The organism is Hymenobacter sp. BRD67 (genome assembly GCF_013256425.1).
Classification (GTDB): Bacteria; Bacteroidota; Bacteroidia; order Cytophagales; family Hymenobacteraceae; genus Hymenobacter.
Genome location: NZ_CP053904.1, coordinates 308,853 through 332,088 on the forward strand (window position 1 = coordinate 308,853; position 23,236 = coordinate 332,088).

The 23,236-nt window shown below is 57.7% G+C and carries 16 protein-coding genes; 6 read left to right on the top strand and 10 right to left on the bottom strand.

The features are described 5' to 3' along the window. Positions 1-163: 163 nt before the first annotated feature. Both GKZ67_RS01385 and GKZ67_RS01390 read right to left on the bottom strand, forming a co-directional pair. Positions 164-1,099 (bottom strand): tetratricopeptide repeat protein, encoded by a 936-nt coding sequence (locus GKZ67_RS01385; RefSeq protein WP_173240824.1) that lies wholly within the window; start codon positions 1,097-1,099, stop codon positions 164-166. A gap of 121 nt (positions 1,100-1,220) precedes the next feature. Further along, positions 1,221-1,568, bottom strand: a complete 348-nt coding sequence (locus GKZ67_RS01390; RefSeq protein WP_151089553.1) for an HU family DNA-binding protein — start codon at positions 1,566-1,568, stop codon at positions 1,221-1,223. Positions 1,569-1,725: 157 nt separating this feature from the next. Here GKZ67_RS01390 and mutY point away from each other — a divergent pair, with 157 nt between their 5' ends. From mutY to recG, 4 genes are all read left to right on the top strand, one after another. Beyond that, complete coding sequence (mutY, locus tag GKZ67_RS01395) at positions 1,726-2,859, top strand: A/G-specific adenine glycosylase (protein ID WP_317172211.1); 1,134 nt, start codon at positions 1,726-1,728, stop codon at positions 2,857-2,859. A gap of 345 nt (positions 2,860-3,204) precedes the next feature. Beyond that, a complete protein-coding gene (locus tag GKZ67_RS01400) occupies positions 3,205-3,624 on the top strand; it encodes a single-stranded DNA-binding protein (RefSeq protein ID WP_173240825.1) in 420 nt (139 codons plus the stop codon). 206 nt (positions 3,625-3,830) lie between these two features. Continuing rightward, entirely contained in the window at positions 3,831-4,370 is a 540-nt protein-coding gene (locus GKZ67_RS01405; RefSeq protein ID WP_317172212.1) for a gliding motility lipoprotein GldD, read from the top strand. Positions 4,371-4,506: 136 nt separating this feature from the next. Next, on the top strand, positions 4,507-6,603 hold the full coding sequence (gene recG, locus GKZ67_RS01410; RefSeq protein ID WP_173240826.1) for an ATP-dependent DNA helicase RecG: 2,097 nt from the start codon (positions 4,507-4,509) through the stop codon (positions 6,601-6,603). Between the two features lie 55 nt (positions 6,604-6,658). On the opposite strand, the gene GKZ67_RS01415 is transcribed toward recG, so the two are convergent. Further along, on the bottom strand, positions 6,659-6,892 hold the full coding sequence (locus GKZ67_RS01415; protein WP_173240827.1) for a hypothetical protein: 234 nt from the start codon (positions 6,890-6,892) through the stop codon (positions 6,659-6,661). Between the two features lie 344 nt (positions 6,893-7,236). On the opposite strand from GKZ67_RS01415, the gene GKZ67_RS01420 reads away from it, so the two are divergent. Together GKZ67_RS01420 and GKZ67_RS01425 are read left to right on the top strand one after the other, a co-directional pair. After that, positions 7,237-8,703: a hypothetical protein gene (locus tag GKZ67_RS01420; protein WP_173240828.1), complete on the top strand. Its 1,467-nt coding sequence runs from the start codon at positions 7,237-7,239 to the stop codon at positions 8,701-8,703. Between the two features lie 249 nt (positions 8,704-8,952). Then, positions 8,953-13,491 carry a fibronectin type III domain-containing protein gene (locus tag GKZ67_RS01425; protein WP_173240829.1) on the top strand — a complete coding sequence of 1,513 codons (4,539 nt, stop codon included), beginning with the start codon at positions 8,953-8,955 and terminating at the stop codon, positions 13,489-13,491. A 117-nt stretch (positions 13,492-13,608) separates the two neighbouring features. Here GKZ67_RS01425 and GKZ67_RS01430 read toward each other — a convergent pair whose 3' ends face one another. From GKZ67_RS01430 to GKZ67_RS01460, 7 genes are all read right to left on the bottom strand, one after another. Beyond that, positions 13,609-15,396 carry an acyl-CoA dehydrogenase family protein gene (locus GKZ67_RS01430; RefSeq protein WP_173240830.1) on the bottom strand — a complete coding sequence of 596 codons (1,788 nt, stop codon included), beginning with the start codon at positions 15,394-15,396 and terminating at the stop codon, positions 13,609-13,611. A 183-nt stretch (positions 15,397-15,579) separates the two neighbouring features. Further along, positions 15,580-15,942: a 50S ribosome-binding protein YggL gene (locus GKZ67_RS01435; RefSeq protein ID WP_173240831.1), complete on the bottom strand. Its 363-nt coding sequence runs from the start codon at positions 15,940-15,942 to the stop codon at positions 15,580-15,582. Positions 15,943-15,990: 48 nt separating this feature from the next. Then, positions 15,991-17,175 carry an acetyl-CoA C-acyltransferase gene (locus tag GKZ67_RS01440; RefSeq protein WP_173240832.1) on the bottom strand — a complete coding sequence of 395 codons (1,185 nt, stop codon included), beginning with the start codon at positions 17,173-17,175 and terminating at the stop codon, positions 15,991-15,993. A gap of 108 nt (positions 17,176-17,283) precedes the next feature. Further along, positions 17,284-19,692, bottom strand: a complete 2,409-nt coding sequence (locus GKZ67_RS01445; RefSeq protein ID WP_173240833.1) for a 3-hydroxyacyl-CoA dehydrogenase/enoyl-CoA hydratase family protein — start codon at positions 19,690-19,692, stop codon at positions 17,284-17,286. 81 nt (positions 19,693-19,773) lie between these two features. Continuing rightward, positions 19,774-20,247 carry a MarR family winged helix-turn-helix transcriptional regulator gene (locus tag GKZ67_RS01450; RefSeq protein WP_173240834.1) on the bottom strand — a complete coding sequence of 158 codons (474 nt, stop codon included), beginning with the start codon at positions 20,245-20,247 and terminating at the stop codon, positions 19,774-19,776. Positions 20,248-20,396: 149 nt separating this feature from the next. Continuing rightward, the gene (locus GKZ67_RS01455; protein ID WP_173240835.1) at positions 20,397-22,160 is read right to left on the bottom strand and encodes an AMP-dependent synthetase/ligase; all 1,764 of its coding nucleotides are present in this window, start codon (positions 22,158-22,160) and stop codon (positions 20,397-20,399) included. A gap of 100 nt (positions 22,161-22,260) precedes the next feature. Further along, a complete protein-coding gene (locus GKZ67_RS01460) occupies positions 22,261-23,091 on the bottom strand; it encodes an IS5 family transposase (protein WP_410505015.1) in 831 nt (276 codons plus the stop codon). Positions 23,092-23,236: the final 145 nt, after the last annotated feature.

Below are 23,236 nucleotides of genomic sequence, written 5' to 3' on the forward strand. Positions count from 1 at the left end.
CGCTTCTTACGCTTGTGGGTGGCAATCTTATGGCGTTTACGTTTCTTACCGCAGGGCATTGTCGTGATGAGTTAAAGGGTAGATATGAGTAGTTGCTGATTTCCTGTTCCTGGTTTGGGGGCGTAAAAGTAACGCATCCGGACCTAGTTACCCGAAAACAGGGTTAGTTTCTTAGTTTGGCCAGCTCCTCATCAACCGAAGCGGCCAGGGCCGGGTCGGCGCTGAGGCTCTTGGCTTTTTGGAAGGCAGCCCGGGCTTCGATGCCCCGGTTGGTACGGGCCAGCACTACACCCAGGTAAAACTGACCATTTACATTTTTGGGGTTCACTTGCACCAGCTGCGAAAAGCGTTCTACCGCCTTATCAAGCTGATTGCTCTGAATAGCCAGGATGCCCAGGTTATACAGTACTTTTTCGTTTTTAGGGTCCTGTTCAAGTACCTCCCGTAGCAGTCCAATCCCCTTTACGGGGTTATCGCTGCTCATGTAGGCCATGCCCAGGTTGGTTTTGGCGTCCAGGTTGTTCGGGTTGGCCGCCAATACCTTATCGTAGAGCTCCCGGGCCTTGTCGCCCAGCATCTTCTTGCGCTCGGCCGATGCCGCGAAGCTGTACGCCTGAAAGTAGGCGTCGGCCGCCTGCTGCCAGGCTTTCTCGCTGGGCTGGGTTGCCGCCACGGCCGCCAGGTAATAGCCGGCACTATCAAACCGCTCTACGGCCGAGTAGCGGGCCGCCAAAGTAGTTGCCACCTGCCGGCGGCTACCAGTTGAAGCGGCTCGGTACTGCGCCAGCAGCGTGTTCAGCTCCTGCCGCTGGGCGGCAGTTGCCTGCGTATGTGGCGCATTGGCCGCGGGGGCAGCTTCGCCCGCAACGCTGCCGGTTTCGGCCGGGCGCGGGCCCGACGACGCATCAGCTTTCGAGCCGCTGGTAGCCATGCCACCACCGTCACGGTTGGCGGTGCGGGCTGCATCCCGGTTTAGCGCAGATTTACCTTCCTTGGGCTTTACAATGCCCTTGGGAAGAGCATACAACCCACCAGCCAGCGCCAGGGCACCAGCCAGCAGTAGCAATTGGTGCGTACTGGTTGAGGAAATGGAAGCCATTAGAAAGAGTGGCAGAGCCGGTAAACGATGAGGTGATAAGGAGGGAACCCGTGACTAGCCTTGCAGCTGGCCCGTCCGCCCTTATCACCTCATCACTTCACTACCGAAAACTTATTATAAACTAAGCTTTTGCCTTCTTGGGGCCTTTGGCAGCCTTGGGAGCTTTGGCCGAAACTTCACCAGTGATTTTCTTGCTGCCTTTGATTTTGGCAACGAAGGTTTTGCTCGGCTTGAAGCTGGGGATAAAGTGCTCGTCGATGATGAGCGAGGTATTCTTAGAGATGTTACGAGCTACTTTGCGAGCGCGCTTTTTGTTTACGAACGAGCCGAAGCCACGCACGTAAATGTTGTGGCCTTCGGTCATCGAATCCTTCACCACTTTGAAGAATGCTTCGACGGTCGTCAGCACATCGGCTTTCTCAATGCCGGTTTTTTGCGAGATTTCGGAAATTACCTCAGCTTTGGTCACGTTGGTAAGGGGGGTACTAGAAGTGAAAAAAAATCGGGCGAATAATTAACCGTTTTCGACGTAATTCCTTGCCCGGTAGGAGGTTTGTCATTGGAAACGGAGCGCAAAGGTACTCCTTAAAGTTTGTTCGGCCAATGGAAACTTCCAAGTTTCTCTTTTGGTCAAAATATTATGCCTCATTATTTTGCTTAAAACTCCATCTGTTATCGACCCGGTTCCTTCCAATTCCTTTTTAGCGCAGGCCCTGCTGAGCTGGTACCCGCGCCACCGCCGCGACCTGCCCTGGCGTCATACCCGCGACCCCTACGCTATCTGGCTTTCGGAGGTTATTCTGCAGCAAACCCGGGTGGCACAAGGCTTGCCTTACTACCTTGACTTTCTGGCCTCTTACCCCACTGTGCACGACCTGGCCGCGGCTCCCGAGCAGGAGGTGCTACGGCATTGGCAAGGCTTGGGCTACTACTCCCGGGCCCGCAATATGCACCATACTGCGCAGCAGGTGGTAGCTGAATTCGGGGGGCAGTTCCCGACCACTTTTACCGGTCTGCGGCAGCTCAAAGGGGTAGGCCCGTACACGGCTGCCGCCATTGCTTCATTTTCTTTTCATGAGGCAGTAGCCGTGCTCGATGGCAACGTGTTTCGGGTGCTGGCCCGAATTTTTGGCCTTCATGCCGACATCGCGGCCCCTTCTTCGCGCAAAGAATTCCAGGCGGTGGCCGACCAGCATCTGCCGCCAGCTCATGCGGCCGAGTTTAACCAGGCCATCATGGAATTTGGGGCGTTGCAGTGTACGCCGGCCAAGCCCGACTGCCTGTTTTGTCCCTTGCAAAGCCATTGCTGGGCCTTTCAACACGGGCAGGTGGCGCTGCTGCCGGTTAAGAGCAAAGCCAAGGCGTCCCGTACGCGCTACTTCCACTACCTGGTGCTGCGTTATGGCGAGCAGCTGTACCTGAAAGAGCGACCGGCCGGCGATATATGGCAAGGGCTATATGATTTCGGACTGGTCGAAACCGATTCGGCCGACATGCCCGCGGCGGAGGTGCTGCGCCACGTAGCGGCGCTCGGCGGCGTGCCCGACACCAGCCGCGTGGCCGAAGACCGCCCCGCGCCTACTCTGCGCCACGTGTTGAGCCACCAAAAGCTTGAAGCCCGCTTCCATACCGTGCGCCTCGGAGCGGCCCTGCCGGCCAGTACCATGCAGGATACCGGGCTGCGGGCTTACTCGGCCGCCGAAATTGAAAACCTGCCGAAGCCCGTATTAATCAGCAACTATTTAGCTAAAGCAAGCTGAAAAACAACTGCTTTTCAGTTTGCTTTAACTCGCTCTTAATCATTAATTTAGATTGCTGGGCAGCTCACTAAACCCCAGTTAAAATAATCTAGAGCGGTTTGCCGCTTCGTGTATGGGGCGGACAGCCGGCTTTTAGCCGGCTGTCCGCTCGTGCTAAAAGCTGGCAGCCCGCACCAGCCAGGCTGTAAAACAACGTGGAGATGCGCTCACCGAACTGATGAGGTAGTGCCAGTTTGGTTAGATTATTTTGCTAATATGATTTGCAAATTGGTAAAATTTGTTGTACCTTTAGCTCGTCAATGGCAGCTGTGGTTGGCTGTCGCATACGTCATAAAACAGTGCATTATGGCTGGGGTAAATAAAGTAATTTTGGTTGGTAATCTGGGTAAAGATCCAGAAGTACGGCATCTCGAAGGTGGCAACAGCGTAGCTCATTTCACGCTGGCTACCAATGAGTATTACAAAGACAAGCAGGGTGCCCGCGTGGAGCGCACCGAGTGGCACAACATATCGGCCTGGCGCGGCCTTGCCGAACTGGCTGAGAAGTACCTCAAAAAAGGAAGTCAGGTGTATGTAGAAGGCAAGCTGCGCACCCGCCAGTACCAGGATAAGGACCAGCAGACGCGCTACATCACGGAGATTATAGCCGAAGAAATCTCCTTGCTGGGGGCACGCTCGGGTACTGGCAACAACCCTCCTAGCTCCGGCGCCGAGGAGAGCGTAAGCCTGCGGCAGGAGCCGGAACTTGACCAGTTGCCTTTTTAGAGCAGGTCTCAGGTGCGGGTACGAGCGGGCTTCCGGCTGTTAGCTGGCCGGCCGCACTATATACCAACTCAACACCAGCTGTAAGTCGCGGTCGCTGTTAGCGGTGATTCTTGTTCTGGAAAAGCCTCGGCACCAAGCCGGGGCTTTTTGGCGTTGGGCGGGGGCGTTGCCTGCTAACTTTGGGCTTTGCCTGGCTTTCACTTACTATGAGCGTTGCACGATTCTGGAATATGGCGCTGCTAGCCACAGGCGTGGGCGGGCTGCTGGCGGCCTGCTCTTCGGCCCCCGACTATACGCCCAAGCCTAAGGGCTACAACCGCATCGACCTGCCGCCGCATCGTTACCGGTCGCTGCCTGCCGGGCACCCGTACACGTTTGATTATTCGCAGTATGCCAAGGTGTTGCGCGACTCATCGTATCTGGCGCAGCCCGATTGGCTGAACGTGTACTATCCCAATCTGCACGCCAATATTCAGATTACCTATACCAACGTGGTACGCAACCGCCAGCTCTACAACAAGATGATGGAGGACGCGCGCAAGCTCACGGGCAAGCATCAGATTAAGGCTACTTCCATTGAGGAAAAGATTTTGCGTACCCCAACGGGATGCGCGCCTCGGTTTTTGAGCTGGAAGGGGAGGTGCCGAGCCAGTTTCAGTTTTATACAACCGACAGCACCAAGCATTTTTTCCGGGCCGCCTTGTATTTCCGCACGGCCACGGCCAACGATTCGCTGGCACCCGTGATTGAATATGTGAAATACGATATGATAAAGATGCTTAACTCATTGCGATACAAGTAGCCAGCTGGTTAGGCCGCCTGCTTTCCTAAGCTTGGCAGGCGGCCTTAGCCGCTGATTATTGTTTTTCTTACCTCTCAGTAATGAGTAACTTCTTCAATACCAAGCTTGAATACTTGCGGGGCGTGGGCTTGCAGCGGGCGCAGCTGCTGGGTAAGGAGCTGGGACTTTTTACCTACGGCGACCTTATTCAGCGCTACCCGTTTCGCTACCTCGACCGGACGCAGTTTTACAATATAGTGGATTTGCATGATGACCTGCCGTTTGTGCAGGTGAAGGGCATTTTGCGCGGCCGCGAAATAGTGGGGGAGGGCCCTAAAAAGCGCATGGTAGCGAAAGTGGGCGATGCCAGCGGCGAGCTGGAGGTGGTCTGGTTTAAGGGCGTAAACTACCTGGAAAAAGTTATCAAGAACCACCAGGAATACATTGTTTTCGGCAAGCCGACGATGTTTAACGGCCGGCCCCAGATGGCCCATCCCGACCTGGAAGAAGTAAGCGAGCAGAAGCCCGGCCAAAGCTTTCTGCAGCCCGTGTATAACACGAGCGAAAAGCTAAAAAACTATCATCGTATTGATAGCAAGGCCATTATGCGTATGGTGGGCGATTTGCTGAAAATCGCGCTGCCGCAGGTCACCGAAACGCTGTCGCCGGCGCTTATTCAGCAATATGGGCTGCTGGATAAGGCTTCGGCGCTGCAGCAGATTCATTTTCCGCAAACGCCGGATATGCTGGAAAAGGCCCGGTTCCGGCTCAAGTTTGAGGAGCTTTTTTACGTGCAGCTAAAGCTGCTGCGCCAGAAGGACCAGCGCAAGGTGACCCTGTCGGGGCAAATTTTTAGTGAGGTGCCCACCCTGGTGCATTTTTATAAAAATATTATGCCCTTCGACCTGACGGGCGCGCAGAAGCGGGTTATTCATGAGATTTACAAGGACTTCTGCGCCGGCAAGCAGATGAACCGGCTGCTGCAAGGCGACGTAGGCTCGGGCAAAACCATCGTGGCCTTTATCGCTATGCTGATGGCCGCCGACAACGGCGCCCAGAGCTGCCTGATGGCCCCAACCGAAATACTGGCCGACCAGCACTATCAGGGCCTGAAGGTATATGCCGACCAGCTGGGCATCAACCTGGGCAAGCTCACGGGCAGCACCCGCACCTCACAGCGGCGCATTTTGCACGAGCAGCTGCGCGAAGGCACTATGCAGATGCTGGTGGGTACCCACGCCCTGCTTGAAGATGTGGTGCAGTTTCGCAACCTGGGCCTTACTATCATGGACGAGCAGCACCGCTTTGGGGTGGCGCAGCGCTCCAAGCTGTGGCAAAAAAACCCGTATGTCATACCGCACGTGCTGGTTATGACGGCAACGCCTATTCCGCGCACGCTGGCCATGACCCTGTACGGCGACCTCGACGTAAGCGTGATTGACGAGCTGCCCGCCGGCCGCAAACCTATCGTAACGGTGCACCGCTACGATGCTAACCGCCTGAAAGTGTTCCAGTTTATTCGCGACCAGGTGGCGCTGGGGCGGCAAGTATATATCGTGTATCCCTTGATTGAGGAAAGCGAAACGCTCGACTATAAAGACCTTACCGACGGCTATGAGAGCGTGCAGCGGGCTTTCCCCGATTTGCAGATAAGCATTGTGCACGGGCGCATGAAGGCCGAAGAAAAGGACTTTGAGATGGCCCGCTTCGTCAAAAAAGAAACCCAGATAATGGTGGCGACCACCGTTATCGAAGTCGGCGTGAACGTGCCCAACGCCTCGGTAATGGTGATTGAGAGCGCCGAGCGCTTTGGCCTTTCGCAGCTGCACCAGTTGCGCGGGCGCGTGGGCCGGGGTGCCGACCAGAGCTATTGCATCCTGATGACGGGCTACAAGCTGAGCAAAGACAGCCGCACCCGGCTTGAGACGATGGTACGCACCAACAACGGTTTCGAGATTGCCGATATCGACTTAAAGCTGCGCGGCCCCGGCGACCTCATGGGCACCCAGCAGAGCGGTGTACTAGACCTGTTAATTGCTGACCTGGCTAAGGACGGTCGTATTCTTACTGAAAGCCGGGCCGCCGCCCAGGCCATTCTCAGCGACGACCCGGAGCTGGCGCGGCCCGAGCACGGCAACATCAGGCGGCATATTGAAAGCCTGCCCGCAACGGCCGTTAACTGGAGCCGGATAAGCTGAGGTCGGGACGCAGCAGGCATAAAAAAAGCGGTTTCTTTAAGAAACCGCTTAGCCTTTAAAACCAAGTAACGGACTGCTTATCCGGCTTTCGCTGGTTAATAGGCGTAATAGTGGGCGCCTCCTCCTCGGTGTAGCGCGTCAGCGTCATGCTGTTGGCCAGGTTGCTGGGCGCAAAAAGCTCCACCGGAGGCTTGGCCAGGCCGGCTGTCGCAGCTGGCGTAGTCAGTTGCATATAACGGCCAGCAATAATGAGGGCGAATAAAGAACCGAGCTTAAGAAATGATTTCATAGGGTGTAGGTAGCGGCACGAACCACCTTCAAAACGGGTGCCAGTTAGTAGTTTTTTATTTAAATAAACAGAAGATAGGACGCTGGGTGGGAGTGAAAGAGAATTAGCAATACCAGCAATGCTCTCCGAACGCGCCGGTTAAACGGCTACGAGCCGCCAGGGTTACACTGCCAGTCATAAAGTTCGAGGAACTGCTTTGGTCTACAAAGATACACATGCCCGGCAGCCCGCCAGCGTTAGTGAATGGCAGCAACCGCTTAGCGAGCGGCAGGCCACTTCGGCTGCGCACGGTACTTTTGGCGTAGGAGGCCCTACCCGAAGTCCATTTTTAACGATAATTGCCCATGCGCTTTTTCTTTGGTTTTGCTGCTCTGGCCTTTACTGGCCTGCTCGGCGCAGCTCATCCAGCTCAGGCCCAGAAAACCAGGTCAGTACCTTTCAGCTACCTGCCCGAGCAGGGCGAAGACCGCTACAACCAGCGCGTGCCGCGCAAAACCCTGGCCCTGCCCGATGGCAGCGGCTTTATTATCCTGGCTCACCAAAGCGGTAGCGCCTACGCCGTAGAGCGCTACGATGCCGACCTCAAAAAGCAGTGGAGCACCGCCCTGCCGGTAGCTCCCGGCGAAACCGTGGAGGCTTTCGGCCGTGGCCCCGAGCAGGCCTGGGTAGTTATTCACCACGCCGATGAAAGCACTCAGAATCTGACTGTGCAGCCCTTTGCGCTCAGCGGCGGTCAGAAAGGGGCGCCTGTGGTAGTCGTAACGGCGCCGGCCCGCGACCGCCGGCCCGGCGTGCGCCTCTCGCCCGATGGCACCCGGCTGCTGGCTTTTCGCTACCTGGCCCGCGAGGAGCAGGTGAAAGCGCTGGAGGGCACGCTCTACGACCAAAAGCTGAATAAGCTACTGGACCGGACCTACGATTTTCGCGACCAAGGCGATTTTTTTTCGCCTAATGTGCTGCTGGCCAACGACGGCACGCAGTACGTGACGCTGCTTGGCGACGCCATGAAAAAGCTGAGTGCCCGGCGCTACCCGCCTACGCCCGACCGCGTAGGCATTGCCACGACCATTCCGGTGATGGGGGTGCCCGTGGGTGGCACGTTTGGGGGCCAGCCGATTACTATTCGGGATGCCCGCTTCAGCCTGGAGCCCGACGGCCAGCTGTACGCCGTGGCGCTGTGCGCCAACGACCGTACCGGCGACCTGAGTGGCCTGAAAGTGGTGCGGTTCGACTTCGCCGAGAGCCGCCTCAAGCTGGCCGAGGAGCTGCCTTTTGCCCCGGCTTTTTTGACGGAGGTGAGCAAGGCAACCGGCGCGCCGGTGAAAAATATGGCCGACATCTACCTGGCTGACATTCTGCTGACCGACAGCAAAAACCTAGTAGTGGTGGCAGAGCGGCATTTTGAGGAAGGTGGCCCCGAGCTGCCGGTACACGCCCGGGAGGTGTATCTGTTTGGGTATAGCCCGTTTCTGACGCCCACCTGGCATACTATAGTCGCTAAAGACCAGGTAGCGCCCGCCATCGACAGCTACACCGGCATTGGTTATCGGGCGGCCGCTTTTGGCGAAGAAGTACAGCTGCTGACGCTGGAAACGATAGGCGGCAAGTCAGACTTGTATCTGCGCCGGGTGCAGGCTCCTACGGGCGTGCTTAGTGCGCCACAGCGCCTCAAGCTCAACGTCGCCAACGACCAGCAGCTGGCTTACGTGAAAGACTTTACCGCTTGGCTCGGCCCCAAGACAATTATCGGGGTGAGCCGCCCGAGTAAGAAGTCGGCTGCTTTGCAGTTAAATGAAGTTAAACTGAAATAATTAAAAAGCAACTATATTCATAATAAAAAGCCTCGCCTGGTGCCTATTGGTACCAGGCGAGGCTTTTTGCTTGGCAACGTTGCCGGCAACGTTTGCGCAAATAAACACGGGGGAGGGTAGTGCTAATAGCCACAAATGCAGGAAATTGCGCAACAGTACTGCTTGCATTAGCAGCTGCGCAGGTACTGTTACTGCTATTAGTCTAGTGCTGGGCTTTACGCTGCATACTCTGTTCCCACCCCTCCTTTTATGGTAAAAACTATACGTATTGGCTCCTTCAGAGCAAGCTTTTTACGCACGAGCTGGCTGCTTTTATGCGCTGGCCTGGGGCTAACCGCAACGCGCAGCTGGGGCCAGTCGGTGCCCATAGCCCAATGGTCGCTGACGAGTAGCAATGCTCCGACTGCTGTTGCCGCGGGAGTATCGGCCGGAACGCCGACATTAAAGCGACTGGCTTCTTCAACCAATGCTACAGTAACGGCCAACTCAGCAACCTACGGGCAGGCCACCGCGCCTACTGTCGATGGCTTTTGGACCGCTATTGGCGGTACGCTCAATCGAAAGTACTACCAGCAGTTTACGGTAACAGCCACTACGGGCACCACGCTGCGCCTCGACTCACTGGTGCTGTCGGAGGCCTTTTATGCCACGGCCAGCAATACTAAGCTGGCCATAGTTTACTCCAAAACTGGCTTTACTACGAACGATTCTACGGAGATAAGCGGTACTGGCACGCTCAACAAGGGTGCCCTGACCGTGGCTGCCAGTGGGAACTTAACTAAGGGAATTGCCGTGCTGCAAAATAACAGCGGCCCCGCCAACCCCCTCAATACGTATCGCCTGGCAATAAATGGCGCAGCCGGGGTAACGCTGGCTGGTGGCCAGACGCTGAGCTTCCGGCTGTATAACAGCTGTGGCAGCAGCAGCAATGGTAAGTACGTGCTGCTCAAAAACCTGGCAGCAGTGGGCCAGACGGCTACCGTCGGGGCCCTTGGCACCACCACGGCCCAGGTAGCTTTTACTACCCCGGCGGCCGGCGGCTATACCTACACTATCAGTACTAGTCCGGCCGGCGGCACGGCTAGCCTGGCTACGGCACCCTCGGGCGCTAATGGGTACGTAGCTACCTATACGCTTAGCGGACTGACGCCGGGTGCCACCTACACGGCCACGGTAAGCGGTACCAATGGCACAGTAGCCACTACTATTACCAGTCCGTCGTTTACCACCAATGCCGGTACCTGCGCCGATCCTACCGGGCTGGCGGTCGGCAGCATTACGCAGACTTCAGCGCAAGCCAGCTTTGTGCAGCCCACCACCGGCAATACGAATACGGGCTACACCCTGAAGTACTACCCGACGGTAAGCGGCACGCCCGTAGTAACCCAAAACCTCGATGCCACGGCTACTGGAGCCAGCCTGAGCGGCCTGACCGGCGGCACAAGCTATACCGTAACCCTTCAAAGCCTATGCGCCTCCGGCACGGGTACTTTACAAACGACCAGCTTCACAACTCTTAGCTGCGCCAATCCTACCAGCCTGGTGGTGAGTGCTATAACAGCAAGCTCAGCCAGCCTGAGCTTTATGCCGGGCACAGGAAATACCAGCTACAGCATAACGTATTATCCGACTGGTGCGCCCGGCGCGGCAGTAACCCTGACCGCTACGGGCTCGCCGGTAGCCCTGAGCGGCCTGGCAGCGGGTACCCCTTATACCGTAACTCTGCAAAGTGCCTGCACCAATGGCGCGCTCGGCGATGTGTTGACGAATACCTTCTCCACCCGCCTCACCAGCTCGCCGCTTCTGCAGCAGTGGCCCCTCACGGCTACTGCCAGCGACGACGCATCGGTGCGGTCGGCGGGCGTAGCGGCCAGCTCGGCAACGCTTACACCTTCCGTTAGTACCCCGCTGGTATTGGCCGACGGCACCTCGGCCGATGGGGAGTCGGCGGGGCCGTTGCCGGCTTACTCCTCGCTGGGCCAGGGCCTGGCCCCCAACGGCAACGGCAGCGGCTGGAGCAGCAGCGTGGCCTCGGCCACCCGCTACGAAGAGTTTGTGGTAACGGCCGCTGCAGGCGGCAGCGTGCGCGTCGATTCGCTGGTATTGAGCTCGGGCGGCTATGGCTCGGGAGCGTTGCTGGCAGTAGCTTACTCAACCGATGCCTTTGCCAGTAGCACGTTTATTCTCGGCTCACTGGCTGCACCGGTAGCGGTAAATAAAGTGAGCAGCGTCGGCTATTCAGTGCTGCGGCTTCCGCTTACTGGTGCGGCCGGGGTTACGCTCAGCGCGGGGAATAATATAGCATTCAGGCTTTATTACACCATTGGCACCAGCAGCCAGCGTCACGTACTGACAAAAAATCTGTATGTAACCGGGGTAGCTATGCCCACCTGCCCAGGGGCTACAAATTTGAGCGTTAGTGCCATCATGCCTACTAAAGCGCTGCTAAGCTTCACGCCCGGCAGTGGTAATACGGCCTACACCGTGACGGTAACCCCACAGGGTGGCAGTCCCCTTGCTATCAGCCCGGCACCCACGGCTTCGCCGGTAAGCCTGACGGGCCTCAGCCCTGTTACTACTTATACGGTGACGCTGCAAGCCAGCTGTGGTGGCACAGCCGGCTATGTGCAAAGCATCAGCTTTACTACACCGGCGGCCAACTCGACGGCTATTGAGCAATGGCTTCTGACAGCTGACAATACCGACAATGCCAGTGTGCGCTCTTATGCCGTGGCAGCCAGCACTCCCGTGCTGGCCGGCCTCACGGTTTCGGCTGGTAATGGCTCGCCGGTTATCCTGCCTTATTCGCCTGCTTATGGTCAGGCATTTTCACCCAATGCTAACGGCGATGGTGGTGGCTGGAGCAGCACGGCCAGCGCCTCGGTGTACGAGCAGTTTAACCTGTCAGCGTCGGCGGGCAACAACCTGCGGGCCGATTCACTGGTGTTTTCTACGGCACTCTATAATACCGCCAACGGCAAGCTGGCGGTGGCCTGCTCTACCGATGGCTTCGCCACCAGCACCTTTCTGCTGGGTAGTCTCGGGGCGCCCGTGCCACTCCCCAACTACAGCAACACGGGCTTTGGTACCTACCGGCTAGCCCTGAACGGCGGAGCCGGCCTGACGACCTCCAGCGGCCAGGTGCTTAGCTTCCGCTTCTACTATGCGGCGGGTACGTCGAGCACGGGCCGCTATGCGTTGCTGCAGAATGTGTATGTGGCCGGCGAAGGCTTCGTAAACGGGCTACCCAACCTCGTTGTCGGCGACGCCGCAACTGTGCCCGCTGGTACTACCTATGGCAACGTTACGGTGGTAAGCGGCGGCATAGCTACGCTCAGTGGCCCGCTCGTAGCGCAAGGCGCTACCACCGTACAAAGCGGCGGGGTGCTGAACACGGCCTGCCAGATCGTGACGGGTAGCAGCTTTGCGCTGGCGGCCGGCGGCGAGCTGCAAATCTGCAACCCGGCCGGCATCAGCGTCAGTGGCAGCACCGGTGCCGTGCAGGTAACGGGCACCCGCTCGTTCTCTACCGATGCCATTTATACCTACACCAGTACCACTACAAATGGCACCAACCCGCAGTCGGGCACCGGCTTGCCCCCTACGGTACGTACGCTAAATATTGCGCTGGCCGCGCCGGCCGATACGTTGCAGCTAACCAGCGATGTCGTCGTTACGGCCAACCTGGCGCTCGCCACCGGATTGTTAAAAACCTATACTCCCCGGCTGGCCAGCAGCCAGCTCATTACCCTGGCCAGCGGCGCTACTACACTCAGCGAAACAAGTACCAGCTTTGTGCTGGGCCAGGTAAAGTCGGCTACGCTCTACTTTGGCACCGATGGCAGCAATAGCGGCTTTGGCGGGATTGGCTTGCGGCTGGTAGCCCATACGGCCAGCGCAAGCAGCTTGCCGGGCAATACCTATGTGCTGCGTACTACCGGCCTGCCCGTGTACGGAGTGGGTACCAGCACCAGCATTCGCCGGCAATACCGCATTGTGCCAGCCACCGACACCGGCCTGAATGTGGATATGACCTTTGGGTACTCGCCCCAGGCTGCCGAGCTCAACGGTATTCCGGCGGGTAATCTTCAGCTCTTCAGCCGGCCCATCGCGGGCGGCACGTGGGTAAATGAGAAGGGAGCCAATAACCAGGGAACCGCTAGCGTTACCAAAAATGGCCTTACGCACCTGTCTGACTGGACCCTGGGCAATGCGGCCAACCCCTTGCCCGTTATACTCACCAGCTTCGTGGCCGGCAGCCAGGGCACGAATGCCTTGCTAACCTGGGCCACCGCTTCCGAACAAAGCAACCAGGGCTTCGAGGTGCAGGGGGCAACCACGGCCGCGCCCGGTTTCCAGCGTCTGGGCTTTGTGGCGGGTGCCGGCAGCAGCCCGGTAAGCCATCATTACCAGTATCTAGATGTTGAAGCCGATAAGCAGGGCCCGCGCTATTACCGGCTGAAACTGCTTGACCAGGATGGTACGGCAACGTATTCTGAGGTGCGGGTAGTGCAGTTTGAGACGGGCGGGGCTACCGCGCTGCAAGTAGCCCCTAACCCGTTCAGGGGCGACGCGCTGCTTCTTACCACGCAGGCAGCCACGGCCACGGTTGCCAGCCTGCGCCTAACCGATGTGCTGGGCCGCACCGTGCGCACCCAGCCGCTCGCTGTGCCCGCCGGCGCCGCCCAACTCACCCTGGATGGTCTCACTGGCTTGCCCGCTGGCCTCTACATCCTCCAACTAATGCTGGATGGCCACTCCCAACAGGTAAAGCTGCTGCGCGAATAAACCCGGCAACAACCAAAAAAGGCTGCCTCGCAAGAGGCAGCCTTTTTTGGTTGTTCACGAACCCTAACCGTTCACAAAATTCGTGAAATTCGCTAAAATCTGGGCTAATCAGTGGGCCTAGTAGCAGTATTCGTTGGCTTCAATCAGCCCGGCAGCAACGCGGCGGCGCGCCTCTTTCACGTTAAACAAATCAGGCTTGGTAAAGCGCTTCAGGCCCATGCTCAACAGGCGCTGCTCGTCGCCCTCGGTCATGCTGGCGATGGCTTCGCGGCCCGACTTCTCCACCAGGTCGATGGCGTCGGAGAGGTACACGCGGGCCATGTCGAGCTGGCGGCTCAGGGCTTCTTCGCCCTTGCTGGCAATCTCTTTCTCTACCCGCAGCAGCACGCTCTCGGCGGTGTAGGTCTTGATAGACATGTCGGCAATGTTCATCAGCACTTCCTGCTCCTTGGCGAGCGAGTTCATATACTTCTGCACGGCCGTGCCAGCCACCATCAGCACGGCTTTCTTGAGGTTGGCGATGGCTTTTTTCTCGCTGGCAAATAGCGAGTCGTCGCTCTCGCCCATGCTCGGAATGCTCATCAGCTCCTGCTGCACGGCCTGGGCCGGGCCCATCAGGTCGATTTCGCCTTTCAAACCTTTTTTCAGAATCATATCAACGGCCAGCATCCGGTTGATTTCGTTGGTGCCCTCGAAAATCCGGTTGATGCGCGAGTCGCGGTAGGCGCGGTCCATGGGGTAGTCGGCCGAGAAGCCGTAGCCGCCGTACACCTGCACGCCCTCATCTACTACGTAGTCAAGCACTTCCGACCCTTCCACTTTCAGAATGGCGCACTCGACGGCAAACTCGCGGGCCGCGCCCAGCAGCGCTTCGTTGGTGCCGAGGCCGCTGGCCAATAGCTCCTGCTCCTTGCGGTAGATATCGTCGCCGGCCCGGTAGATAGCCGATTCCACGGCGTACATCCGGATGGCCTGCTGCGCCAATTTGTAGCGAATGGCACCAAACTTCGAGATGGGCAGCTTAAACTGCACGCGCTCGTTGGCATATTTTACGCTCTGCGTAGCGGCTGCTTTCGCCCCGCCCAGGCAGGCAGCGGCCAGCTTGATGCGGCCAATATTCAATACATTGAATGCAATGAGGTGGCCTTTGCCAATCTCCCCCAGCACGTTTTCCTTGGGCACCAGCGCGTCGGAGAAGAACACCTGGCGGGTCGAAGAGCCCCGGATACCCATCTTGTGCTCCTCGTTGCCGAGGCTCAGGCCGGGCGTATTTTTATCCACGATAAAGCCCGTAAACTGCTCGCCGTCAATCTTGGCAAATACAATAAACACGTCGGCGAAGCCGGCGTTGGTAATCCACATTTTTTGGCCGTTCAGCACGTAGTGCGTGCCTTCGGCATTGAGCACGGCCTTGGTCTTCGCGCCCAGCGCGTCGGAGCCCGAGCCGGGCTCGGTGAGGCAGTAGGCGCCCATCAGCGTGCCGTCGGTGAGGCCGGGGATATACTTCTGCTTCTGCGCGTCGGTGCCGAAATACAGAATCGGCAGCAGCGCGATGCCGGTGTGCGCCGCAAAAGCCACCGGGAACGAGTGCCCGCCGCCCACGCCTTCCGTCACGCGCAGCGCGGTCGGGAAGTCCATGTCGAGGCCGCCGAACTGCTCCGGCACGCTTACCCCGAACAGGCCGAGTTGGCCGGCCTTCTCCATCAGGCCGCGCATGAGGCCCTCCTCGTGGTTGTCGAGGCGCTCGAGCAGCGGCGTTACCTCCGTGGCCACGAAGTCCAGGCAGGTCTGGTACATCATGTTCTGCTCCTCCGTAAAGTCGGCGGGCGTGAAAACGTCCTGCGCCTCCGTCGGCTTGATGATGAATTCGCCACCTTTCGGAGCGGTTTTGTTCGATACTTCCATGACGCTGATTGGGTGAGAGTTGAAAAGTAAAGTGTTAGGCTAGCCGAGTAATTGGGGAACACGCGGCCGGCGGTTTTAGTGTTGCAAGATAAGCGAAAAATGTTAGGCGTGCCGAGTACTTAGTCGAAAGAAAACCCCAAAACGTTTGGGGTTTTCTAATTCTGAAAAGCTACGATGTGCTAGCTAGGCGAAGAACCGGACGAATGATTCATTTTTAATGCCCTCCGTATCGACTAATAAGAACTCCAAATGCGCATCTGAAAATTGCTCAAGTGGACTAATTTTAATAACTCGATGCACTTGATGATTTGCCGTAAGCCAGTTTTCTAATAGCCGTTGCTCGGCAATTGTAGGGGCTGAACAATTGAGCAAGGATACCACGATAAATTGCCCGTTAACTCCGGCTATTCCTAGTTGGCTAGTATCAGCGAAATCAGCAAAACTCTTTACCAGTTGTGCCTTTTGTTCGGTTGTCAGTCCAGTGACTACTTCAAAATGCAAACGCCAGGCAAGCTCCTGATAGGCTCCCATTCGGGCTTTTTTCAAGCTTTGGTCCTCTGAGATTACCATGTTTAGGAACTGATTTGGCTAGTACTACTTCAGCAATTCATAAATCCCCGCCACTCCCTGGCCGCCGCCTACGCAGGCAGTGACGATGCCGTATTTCTGGCCCCGGTCGCGCAGCTCGTCGAAGAGCTGGATGGAGAGCTTGGCGCCCGAGCAGCCCAGCGGGTGGCCCAGCGCGATGGCACCGCCGTTCACGTTCAGCTTCTCGGGGTTGATGCCCAGCTCGCGCACCACGGCCAGCGACTGCGAGGCGAAGGCCTCGTTCAGCTCAAACAAGTCGATGTCGTCCAGCTTCATGCTGGCCTGGCGTAGCGCTTTCGGCACGGCCGCAATCGGGCCCATGCCCATAATGCGAGGGTCGACGCCCTCGGTGGCGTAGGTGACCATGCGGGCGATGGGCTCCAGGTTCAGCTCCTTCACCATCTTTTCGCTCATTACCAGCACGAAGGCCGCGCCGTCGGAGGTTTGCGACGAATTGCCGGCCGTGACGGTGCCATTGGCGGCAAACACGGGCCGTAGCTTGGCCAAGGCTTCCACGGAAGTGTCGGCGCGGGGGCCTTCATCGGTATCGACCACGTAGGAGCGGTTTTTCTTCTTGCCGGTGGCCTGGTCGAGGTAGGTTTCCTCCACCGTAATGGGCACGATGCTCTTAGCAAACTTACCTTCCTTAATGGCTTTGATGGCCTTCTGGTGCGAGTGGTACGAAAACTCGTCCTGGTCCTGGCGGCTGATTTTGTAGTCGTTGGCCACAGCTTCCGCAGTCAGGCCCATGCCCATGTAGTAGTCGGGGTGAGCATTGGCCAGCTTGTAGTTGGGCACGGTTTTCCAGCCCACGGTGGGCACCATGCTCATGCTTTCGGTGCCGCCCGCAATGATGCACTCAGCCATGCCGGCCGTGATTTTGCCCACCGCCATTGCGATGGTTTCCACGCCCGAGCCGCAGTAGCGGTTCACAATGAGGCCGGGCACGTTGATGGGCAGCGCCAGCAGCGAGATGAGGCGGCCCATTTGCAGGCCCTGCTCGGCCTCGGGCACGGCGTTGCCCACTATTACGTCGTCAACGCGGCTGGGGTCCAGGGCGGGCACCGACTTTACGAGGTGTTTGATAACCTCGGCGGCCAGGTCGTCGGGGCGGGTAAAACGGAAGCCGCCCCGGGGCGCTTTGCCAACGGCCGTGCGGTAGCCGGCCACGATATATGCGGTATTAGCCATAATACTAGGGTGGGATTTCTTAGCGCGAAGTTTCGCGGAGTTGGCAGAGTTTCGCAGAGGTAAAAAACTTTGCGAAACTCTGCCAACTCCGCGAAACTTCGCCCTTAATTAATTACGAAGGGGTTTGCCAGTGGTCAGAATGCTTTGAATTCGCTCCAGCGTCTTACGCTCGCCGCAGAGGCTCAGAAACGCCTCGCGCTCCAAATCCAGCAGATACTGCTCGCTCACTTCGGTAGGGGAGGAGAGGTCGCCGCCGCACATAACATAGGCGAGCTTGTTGGCAATCAGCTCATCATGAGTAGAGATGTAGTTGCCCTGCTGCATGGCGTACACGCCGGTACGGAACATCGCCAGGGCACCTTTGCCATGCACCTTAATGTTGGTTTTCTGGGTGGGCTGCGTGTAGCCGGCGTCGGCCAGCTCCAGGGCGGCCGACTTGGCCTGGGCAATCACGCGGTTGGGATTTACCACAATCTCGTCGCCCCGGCGCAGGAAGCCCAGGTCGAATGCCTCGGCCGCCGAGGTCGACACCTTGGCCGTGCTGATGGTCATGTAGGTGTTGCGCAGCAGGTTAAACTCCGGCTCACCTTCCTCATACTTGGCCGCCGTGCGCAGGGTCATTTCCTTGGTGCCGCCGCCGCCGGGTATCAGGCCCACGCCAAACTCGACCAGGCCGATGTACGACTCGGCCGAAGCCACCACGCGGTCGCAGTGCAGATTTAGCTCGCAGCCGCCGCCCAGCGTGAGGCCGTGCGGGGTGCCTACCACCGGAATGCTGCTGTAGCGCATCCGCATCATGGCCTGCTGAAACTGCTGAATCATCATGTTCAGCTCGTCAAACTCCTGCTCCAGCGCCTGCATGTACACCAAGCCCAGGTTGGCCCCGGCCGAGAAGTTCGGCCCGTCGTTGCCCACCACGAGGCCCCGGTAGCCGGCTTCGGCCAGCTCCACGCCCTTCAGCAAACCCTGAATAACGTCAGTACCCAGCGAGTTCATCTTGGAATGAAACTCGACGTTCAAAATGCCGTCACCGAGGTCGATAACCGACGCGCCGGCGTTTTTCCAAAGTACCTTGCCGCTGGCCCGCAGGTTGTCGAGAATAATAAAATTCTCCACGCCCGAAACGGCTTTATACTGCTTGCTTTCTTTGTCGTAAAACTCGCGTACGCCGGTTGTGCTCACCTTATAAAAGGTCTGATTGCCAGCCGCCAGCATTTCTTCTACCCACGGCGCCACGGTGCGCCCGGCCGCCTTCGCCAGGTCGATGCCGGCTTGCACGCCCAGCGCATCCCAGGTTTCAAACGGTCCCAGCTCCCAGCCAAAGCCGGCGCGCAGGGCGTCATCAATCTTATGGAGCTGGTCGGCAATTTCCGGTACGCGGTTGCTCACGTAGGCGAAGAGGCTGCCGAAGCTCAGGCGGTAAAACTCGCCCGCTTTGTCCTTGCCCGCCACCAGCATCTTGAAGCGGTCGGCCAGCTTGTCGATGGCCTTGGTAGCTTCCAGCGTGGCAAACTTTACCTTCTGCGAAGGCTTGTATTCCAGGGTGTTGAGGTCCAGGGCGTGAATCTCCGACTTGCCGCCCTCGCCTTTTACTTTCTTGTAGAAGCCCTGGCCGGTTTTATCGCCCAGCCATTTGCTCTCGCCCATTTTCTTGACAAAATCGGGCAGTACAAATACGTCTTTGGCCTCGTCATCGGGCAAGCCCTGGGCTAACCCATTGGCTACGTTAATGGTAGTATCCAGGCCCACCACATCCGAGGTGCGCAGCGTGGCCGACTTGGCGTGGCCGATAACCGGGCCGGTCAGCTTGTCGGTTTCCTCCACCGTCAGGCCCAGCTTCTGCATAGTTTGCATGGCATCGAGCAGGGCAAATACGCCCACGCGGTTGGCAATAAAGCCGGGTGTATCCTTCGCCAAAACCACCGTCTTGCCCAGGTACAAGTCGCCATAGTGCAGCAGAAAATCAACCACTTCCTGCTTGGTTTCAGGTGTCGGAATAATTTCCAGCAGTTTCAGATACCGCGGCGGGTTGAAGAAGTGCGTGCCCGCGAAGTTTTGCTTGAAGTCCTCCGAGCGGCCCTCGGCCAGCAGATGAATCGGAATGCCCGAGGTGTTGCTCGTTATCAGTGTGCCTTTCTTGCGGAACTGCTCAACACGCTCATATAGACTTTTTTTAATATCGAGCCGCTCTACTACTACCTCAATTACCCAGTCGCAGGAGGCAATGTCTTTAAGATTGTCATCGAAGTTGCCGGTCTTGATGCGGCTCACCTCGCTTTTGCGGTAGAGCGGCGACGGGTTAGCCGCCACCGCCGCTTGCAAAGCGCTGTTGACGATGCGGTTGCGCACGGCGGGCGCGTCCAGCTTCAGGCCTTTCTTCTCCTCGTCGGGCAGCAGCTCTTTCGGCGCGATGTCGAGCAGTAGCACCTGCACGCCGATGTTGGCAAAGTGGCAGGCAATGCGCGAACCCATCACGCCCGAGCCCAGCACGGCAACTTTCTTGATTATGCGTTTCATATAAAGTAGCGCGGACTTTCACTCCGCGTTGGGTGGGATATTCTATTGCCAAGCGAGCGCCGGGCGGACTAAAAGTCCGCGCTACTGCGCCTCCTTGCGCAACGGCTTCAACTCAAAGTCATCAAAGAGCGTCTTGCCCTCAATCATGCTCGTAATCTGGCTGGCGACCTTAAAAAAGGTATCGAGCTGGCTCTGCGGAATTTTATCACGCACCTTCAGATTAAAGTGCCGCACCGTCTGGCGCGAAACCTCCTTCTTTTCCAGGCCCAGCTCGGTCAGGAAAATGCGTACCGAACGCTTGTCCTGGGTATCGGCCTGCTTGTAAATCAGGCCTTTTTCCTCCATGCTGCGCAGGATGCGCGTCAGCGAGCGGGTTTCGAGGCCCAGCAGCGGCGCAATCTTGGTGGCCGGGGTGCCCAGCTCCTGGTCAATATTGAGCAGCACGAAGCCGATACTTGTGGTAATGTCGTAGCGGGCGGCCTGCGTGTTGTACATGCGCGAAATCGCGTGCCAGGCTACCTTAATGTTGTAATCGACGGTTTCTTCGGGTTTCATATCGCAGCGAAAGTGCGGTAAACATACGAAGGAATTTGTTAGGCTTGCATAACAAGTGGCGGAAAAAAGCAGCGTGGACTCTGCAAGACCGCGCGTGGTATCATTTTCCTTCGTCACACGCGCCAACTCGCAGCTTCCACGCTACTTTTCTACTTATACAGCCCCTCAATTGCTGCCTTGTTATTCTCGGTAATCACCTTGCGCTTCACCTTCATGGTGGGCGTCATCTCGCCGCTTTCTACCGTCCACTGCTCGGGCAGGAGTACCACTTTTTTTACCTGTTCCCACTGCGCGAAGCCTTGGTTGTACTTCTGCACCAAGTCGTGGTAGAATTTTACCACTTTCTCTTCCTTCACCAAGTCGGCGTTCGACTTGGCGGCCACTCCGTTCTGGCCGGCCCACTTTTTCAGCTCATCCAGGGCCGGAACGATAAGCGCGCCCGGAAATTTCTGGTCGGCCCCGACCACCATCATCTGCTCAATGAAGGGGTCTTCTTTCATTTTATTCTCAATGACTTGCGGCGCAATGTACTTGCCGCCGCTGGTCTTGAACATCTCCTTCTTGCGGTCGGTAATCTTCAGAAAGCGTCCATTCACGAACTCCCCGATGTCGCCGGTATGAAACCAGCCCTCGCTATCAATGGCTTCGGCAGTTAGCTCGGGCTTGTTGTAATAGCCTTTCATCACGGAGGCCGACTTGGTCAGAATCTCACCGTCGGCCGCAATTTTTACCTCCATGTTATCGATAAGCGGCCCGACGGCTCCAATCATGTTGTCCTGGCGCTCGTAGCCATTTACCGCAATCACGGGCGAGGTTTCGGTGAGGCCATAGCCCTCCATAACCCGGATGCCGGCCGCCCAGAACACCCGCGCCAGGCGGGGCTGCAAGGCCCCACCGCCGCTCACGATGCAGCGCAGGTTGCCGCCCAGCGCCTCGCGCCACTTGTTGAAAATGAGCTTATTGGCCAGCGCCAGCTCGGTGTTGTACACGAAGCCCAGGTCTTTCTGGGTGTCGTATTTCAGGCCCAAATCCAATGCCCAGAAGAAGAGCTTGTGTTTGATACCCGTTTGCTCGTGGCCGCGCGCCACAATTCGGTCGTACACTTTTTCGAGCAGGCGCGGCACGGTGGTAAAAATGCTGGGATGCACCTCGCGCAGGTTGTCGGCAATGGTTTCCATGCTCTCGGCGTAGTAGATACTAACGCCATTAAGCATATATAAGTACGTAACCATGCGCTCAAAAATATGGCACAGCGGCAAAAAGCTCAGGGCCTTATCATCACGGCTAACCGGCACGAAGCGCTGCGACCCTCGGCAGTTGCTCAGGATATTGTCGTGGCTGAGCATCACGCCTTTCGGGTTGCCGGTGGTGCCGCTGGTATAAATAAGGGTGAGCAAATCGTCGGGCTGCACCGCCGCTTTCAAGGGCTCCAGATCGGCGGGGTTGCCCTGGCTACCCAGCTCCAGCAGCTCGCCGAAGTGCCGGGCCCCGGCTACTTTGTCAAACGTAAAGACGTTGGCCGCCGGAATATGCAGGCCCGCAGTGGCTTCCGTTACTTTGTCGTACAGGTGCTTATCGGCCACAAAAACGGCTTTAACGCCGGCATCAGTAAAGATATATTTATAGTCTTCGACCGTAATGCTCGGGTACATCGGCACGCTGATGGCCCCGATTTGGGCAATGCCGAAGTCGGCCAGCAGCCATTCGGGCCGGTTCATACTGATAATGGCCACCTTGTCGTCCTTTTTCAGGCCCAGGCTAAGCAGGCCCAGGCTTACCTGATTGGCCTGCTGCTGCACCTGCTGCGAGCTGAGCGGTACGTACTGACCGTCCATCTTGGCCGCCAGCGCATCAGGTTTTGGAGATTTCTCGAGTTGAACAGCGAGGATATCGAAGGAGCGACGGGCATCCATAGAAGCGTAGCGAAGCAATAGGTTGGGAATTCAGCGGCTAAAGAAACAAGGTTTTAAGTGAAAAGAGCCCGGTATGCGCTGCGGATTATGAAGAAGCTGTTTAGGAAGTAGGCGAGCGACCAATTCTGCGCAGCAGTAGCACGGTAAAGGCCAGCCAGTGAAACGCCAGCCAGGTATGCAGGCAGGTTTCAAAGCGCACGAGTAGCGTTTTGAAGCCGTCGAGCCAGGCGTTGAGTTGCTCAATAACCTGTCGGCGGCGGTAGAGTTCGGGGTCAAACAGGGTATCATCGTCGATTTGCCAGTCGGCCGAACGCCGGTTGCGCGGGATGTTGACCTCAATATCGCGGTGGGCACAGGCCTGGCGTAAGCTGTTGACATCAAAGGCTTTGTCGGCGTTCAGAAACAAGCCTTGCAGGCACAGGTCCGCCTGCTCCAACGTTTGGCAAAGCTCGCCAAAGACGGCTTCCAGCTCAAACGTATCGTGGTGCTGCCCGGCCTGAGGCGTGGCCAGGGCCAGCGGCTGGCCCTGGTTGTCGGCCAGGAACAGGGCGTTGGTGGTGCGCGCCGCTTTGCGGCCCTGGTAGCCCACGGCCACCCCGCCGTTCTTGGCCGGTGTGTGGCTGCCGTCGAGTTGCACGCTGGAGAGGTCGAGCAAGCGGCGGTGTAGGCGCAAGAGCGTCAGCCACAGCTTTTTCCAGGCCCCTTGTTTGCTCCAGGTGTGGAAATGATAGTACACCCCCTGCCAACTCAGGGGCTCGCCGCTGAACAGGGCGGCCACCGGCAGCCAGCGCCATTGACAACCGGTTTTGAGTTTGTAGAGAATGGCGCCCACCACCTCGGCCGCAGCCACGCGCCGCCGCCGGCCCTGGCTGGGAAAGGGTAAATAGGGCAGTAGCCAGGTCACGATGATATCTTTGGAGAGGACTTCCACGGGCAGGCGTAAGAAACTTGGTTGGGTCGCACCCCAAATTTCTCTCTGCCGTGGGAGTCTTTTTTGTTTCCAGCCTACTTCCTAAACAGCTTCGAAATAAAGCTGCCGATTTTGAGAAGTAACGGGCGTAAATTTGGCCCGCACC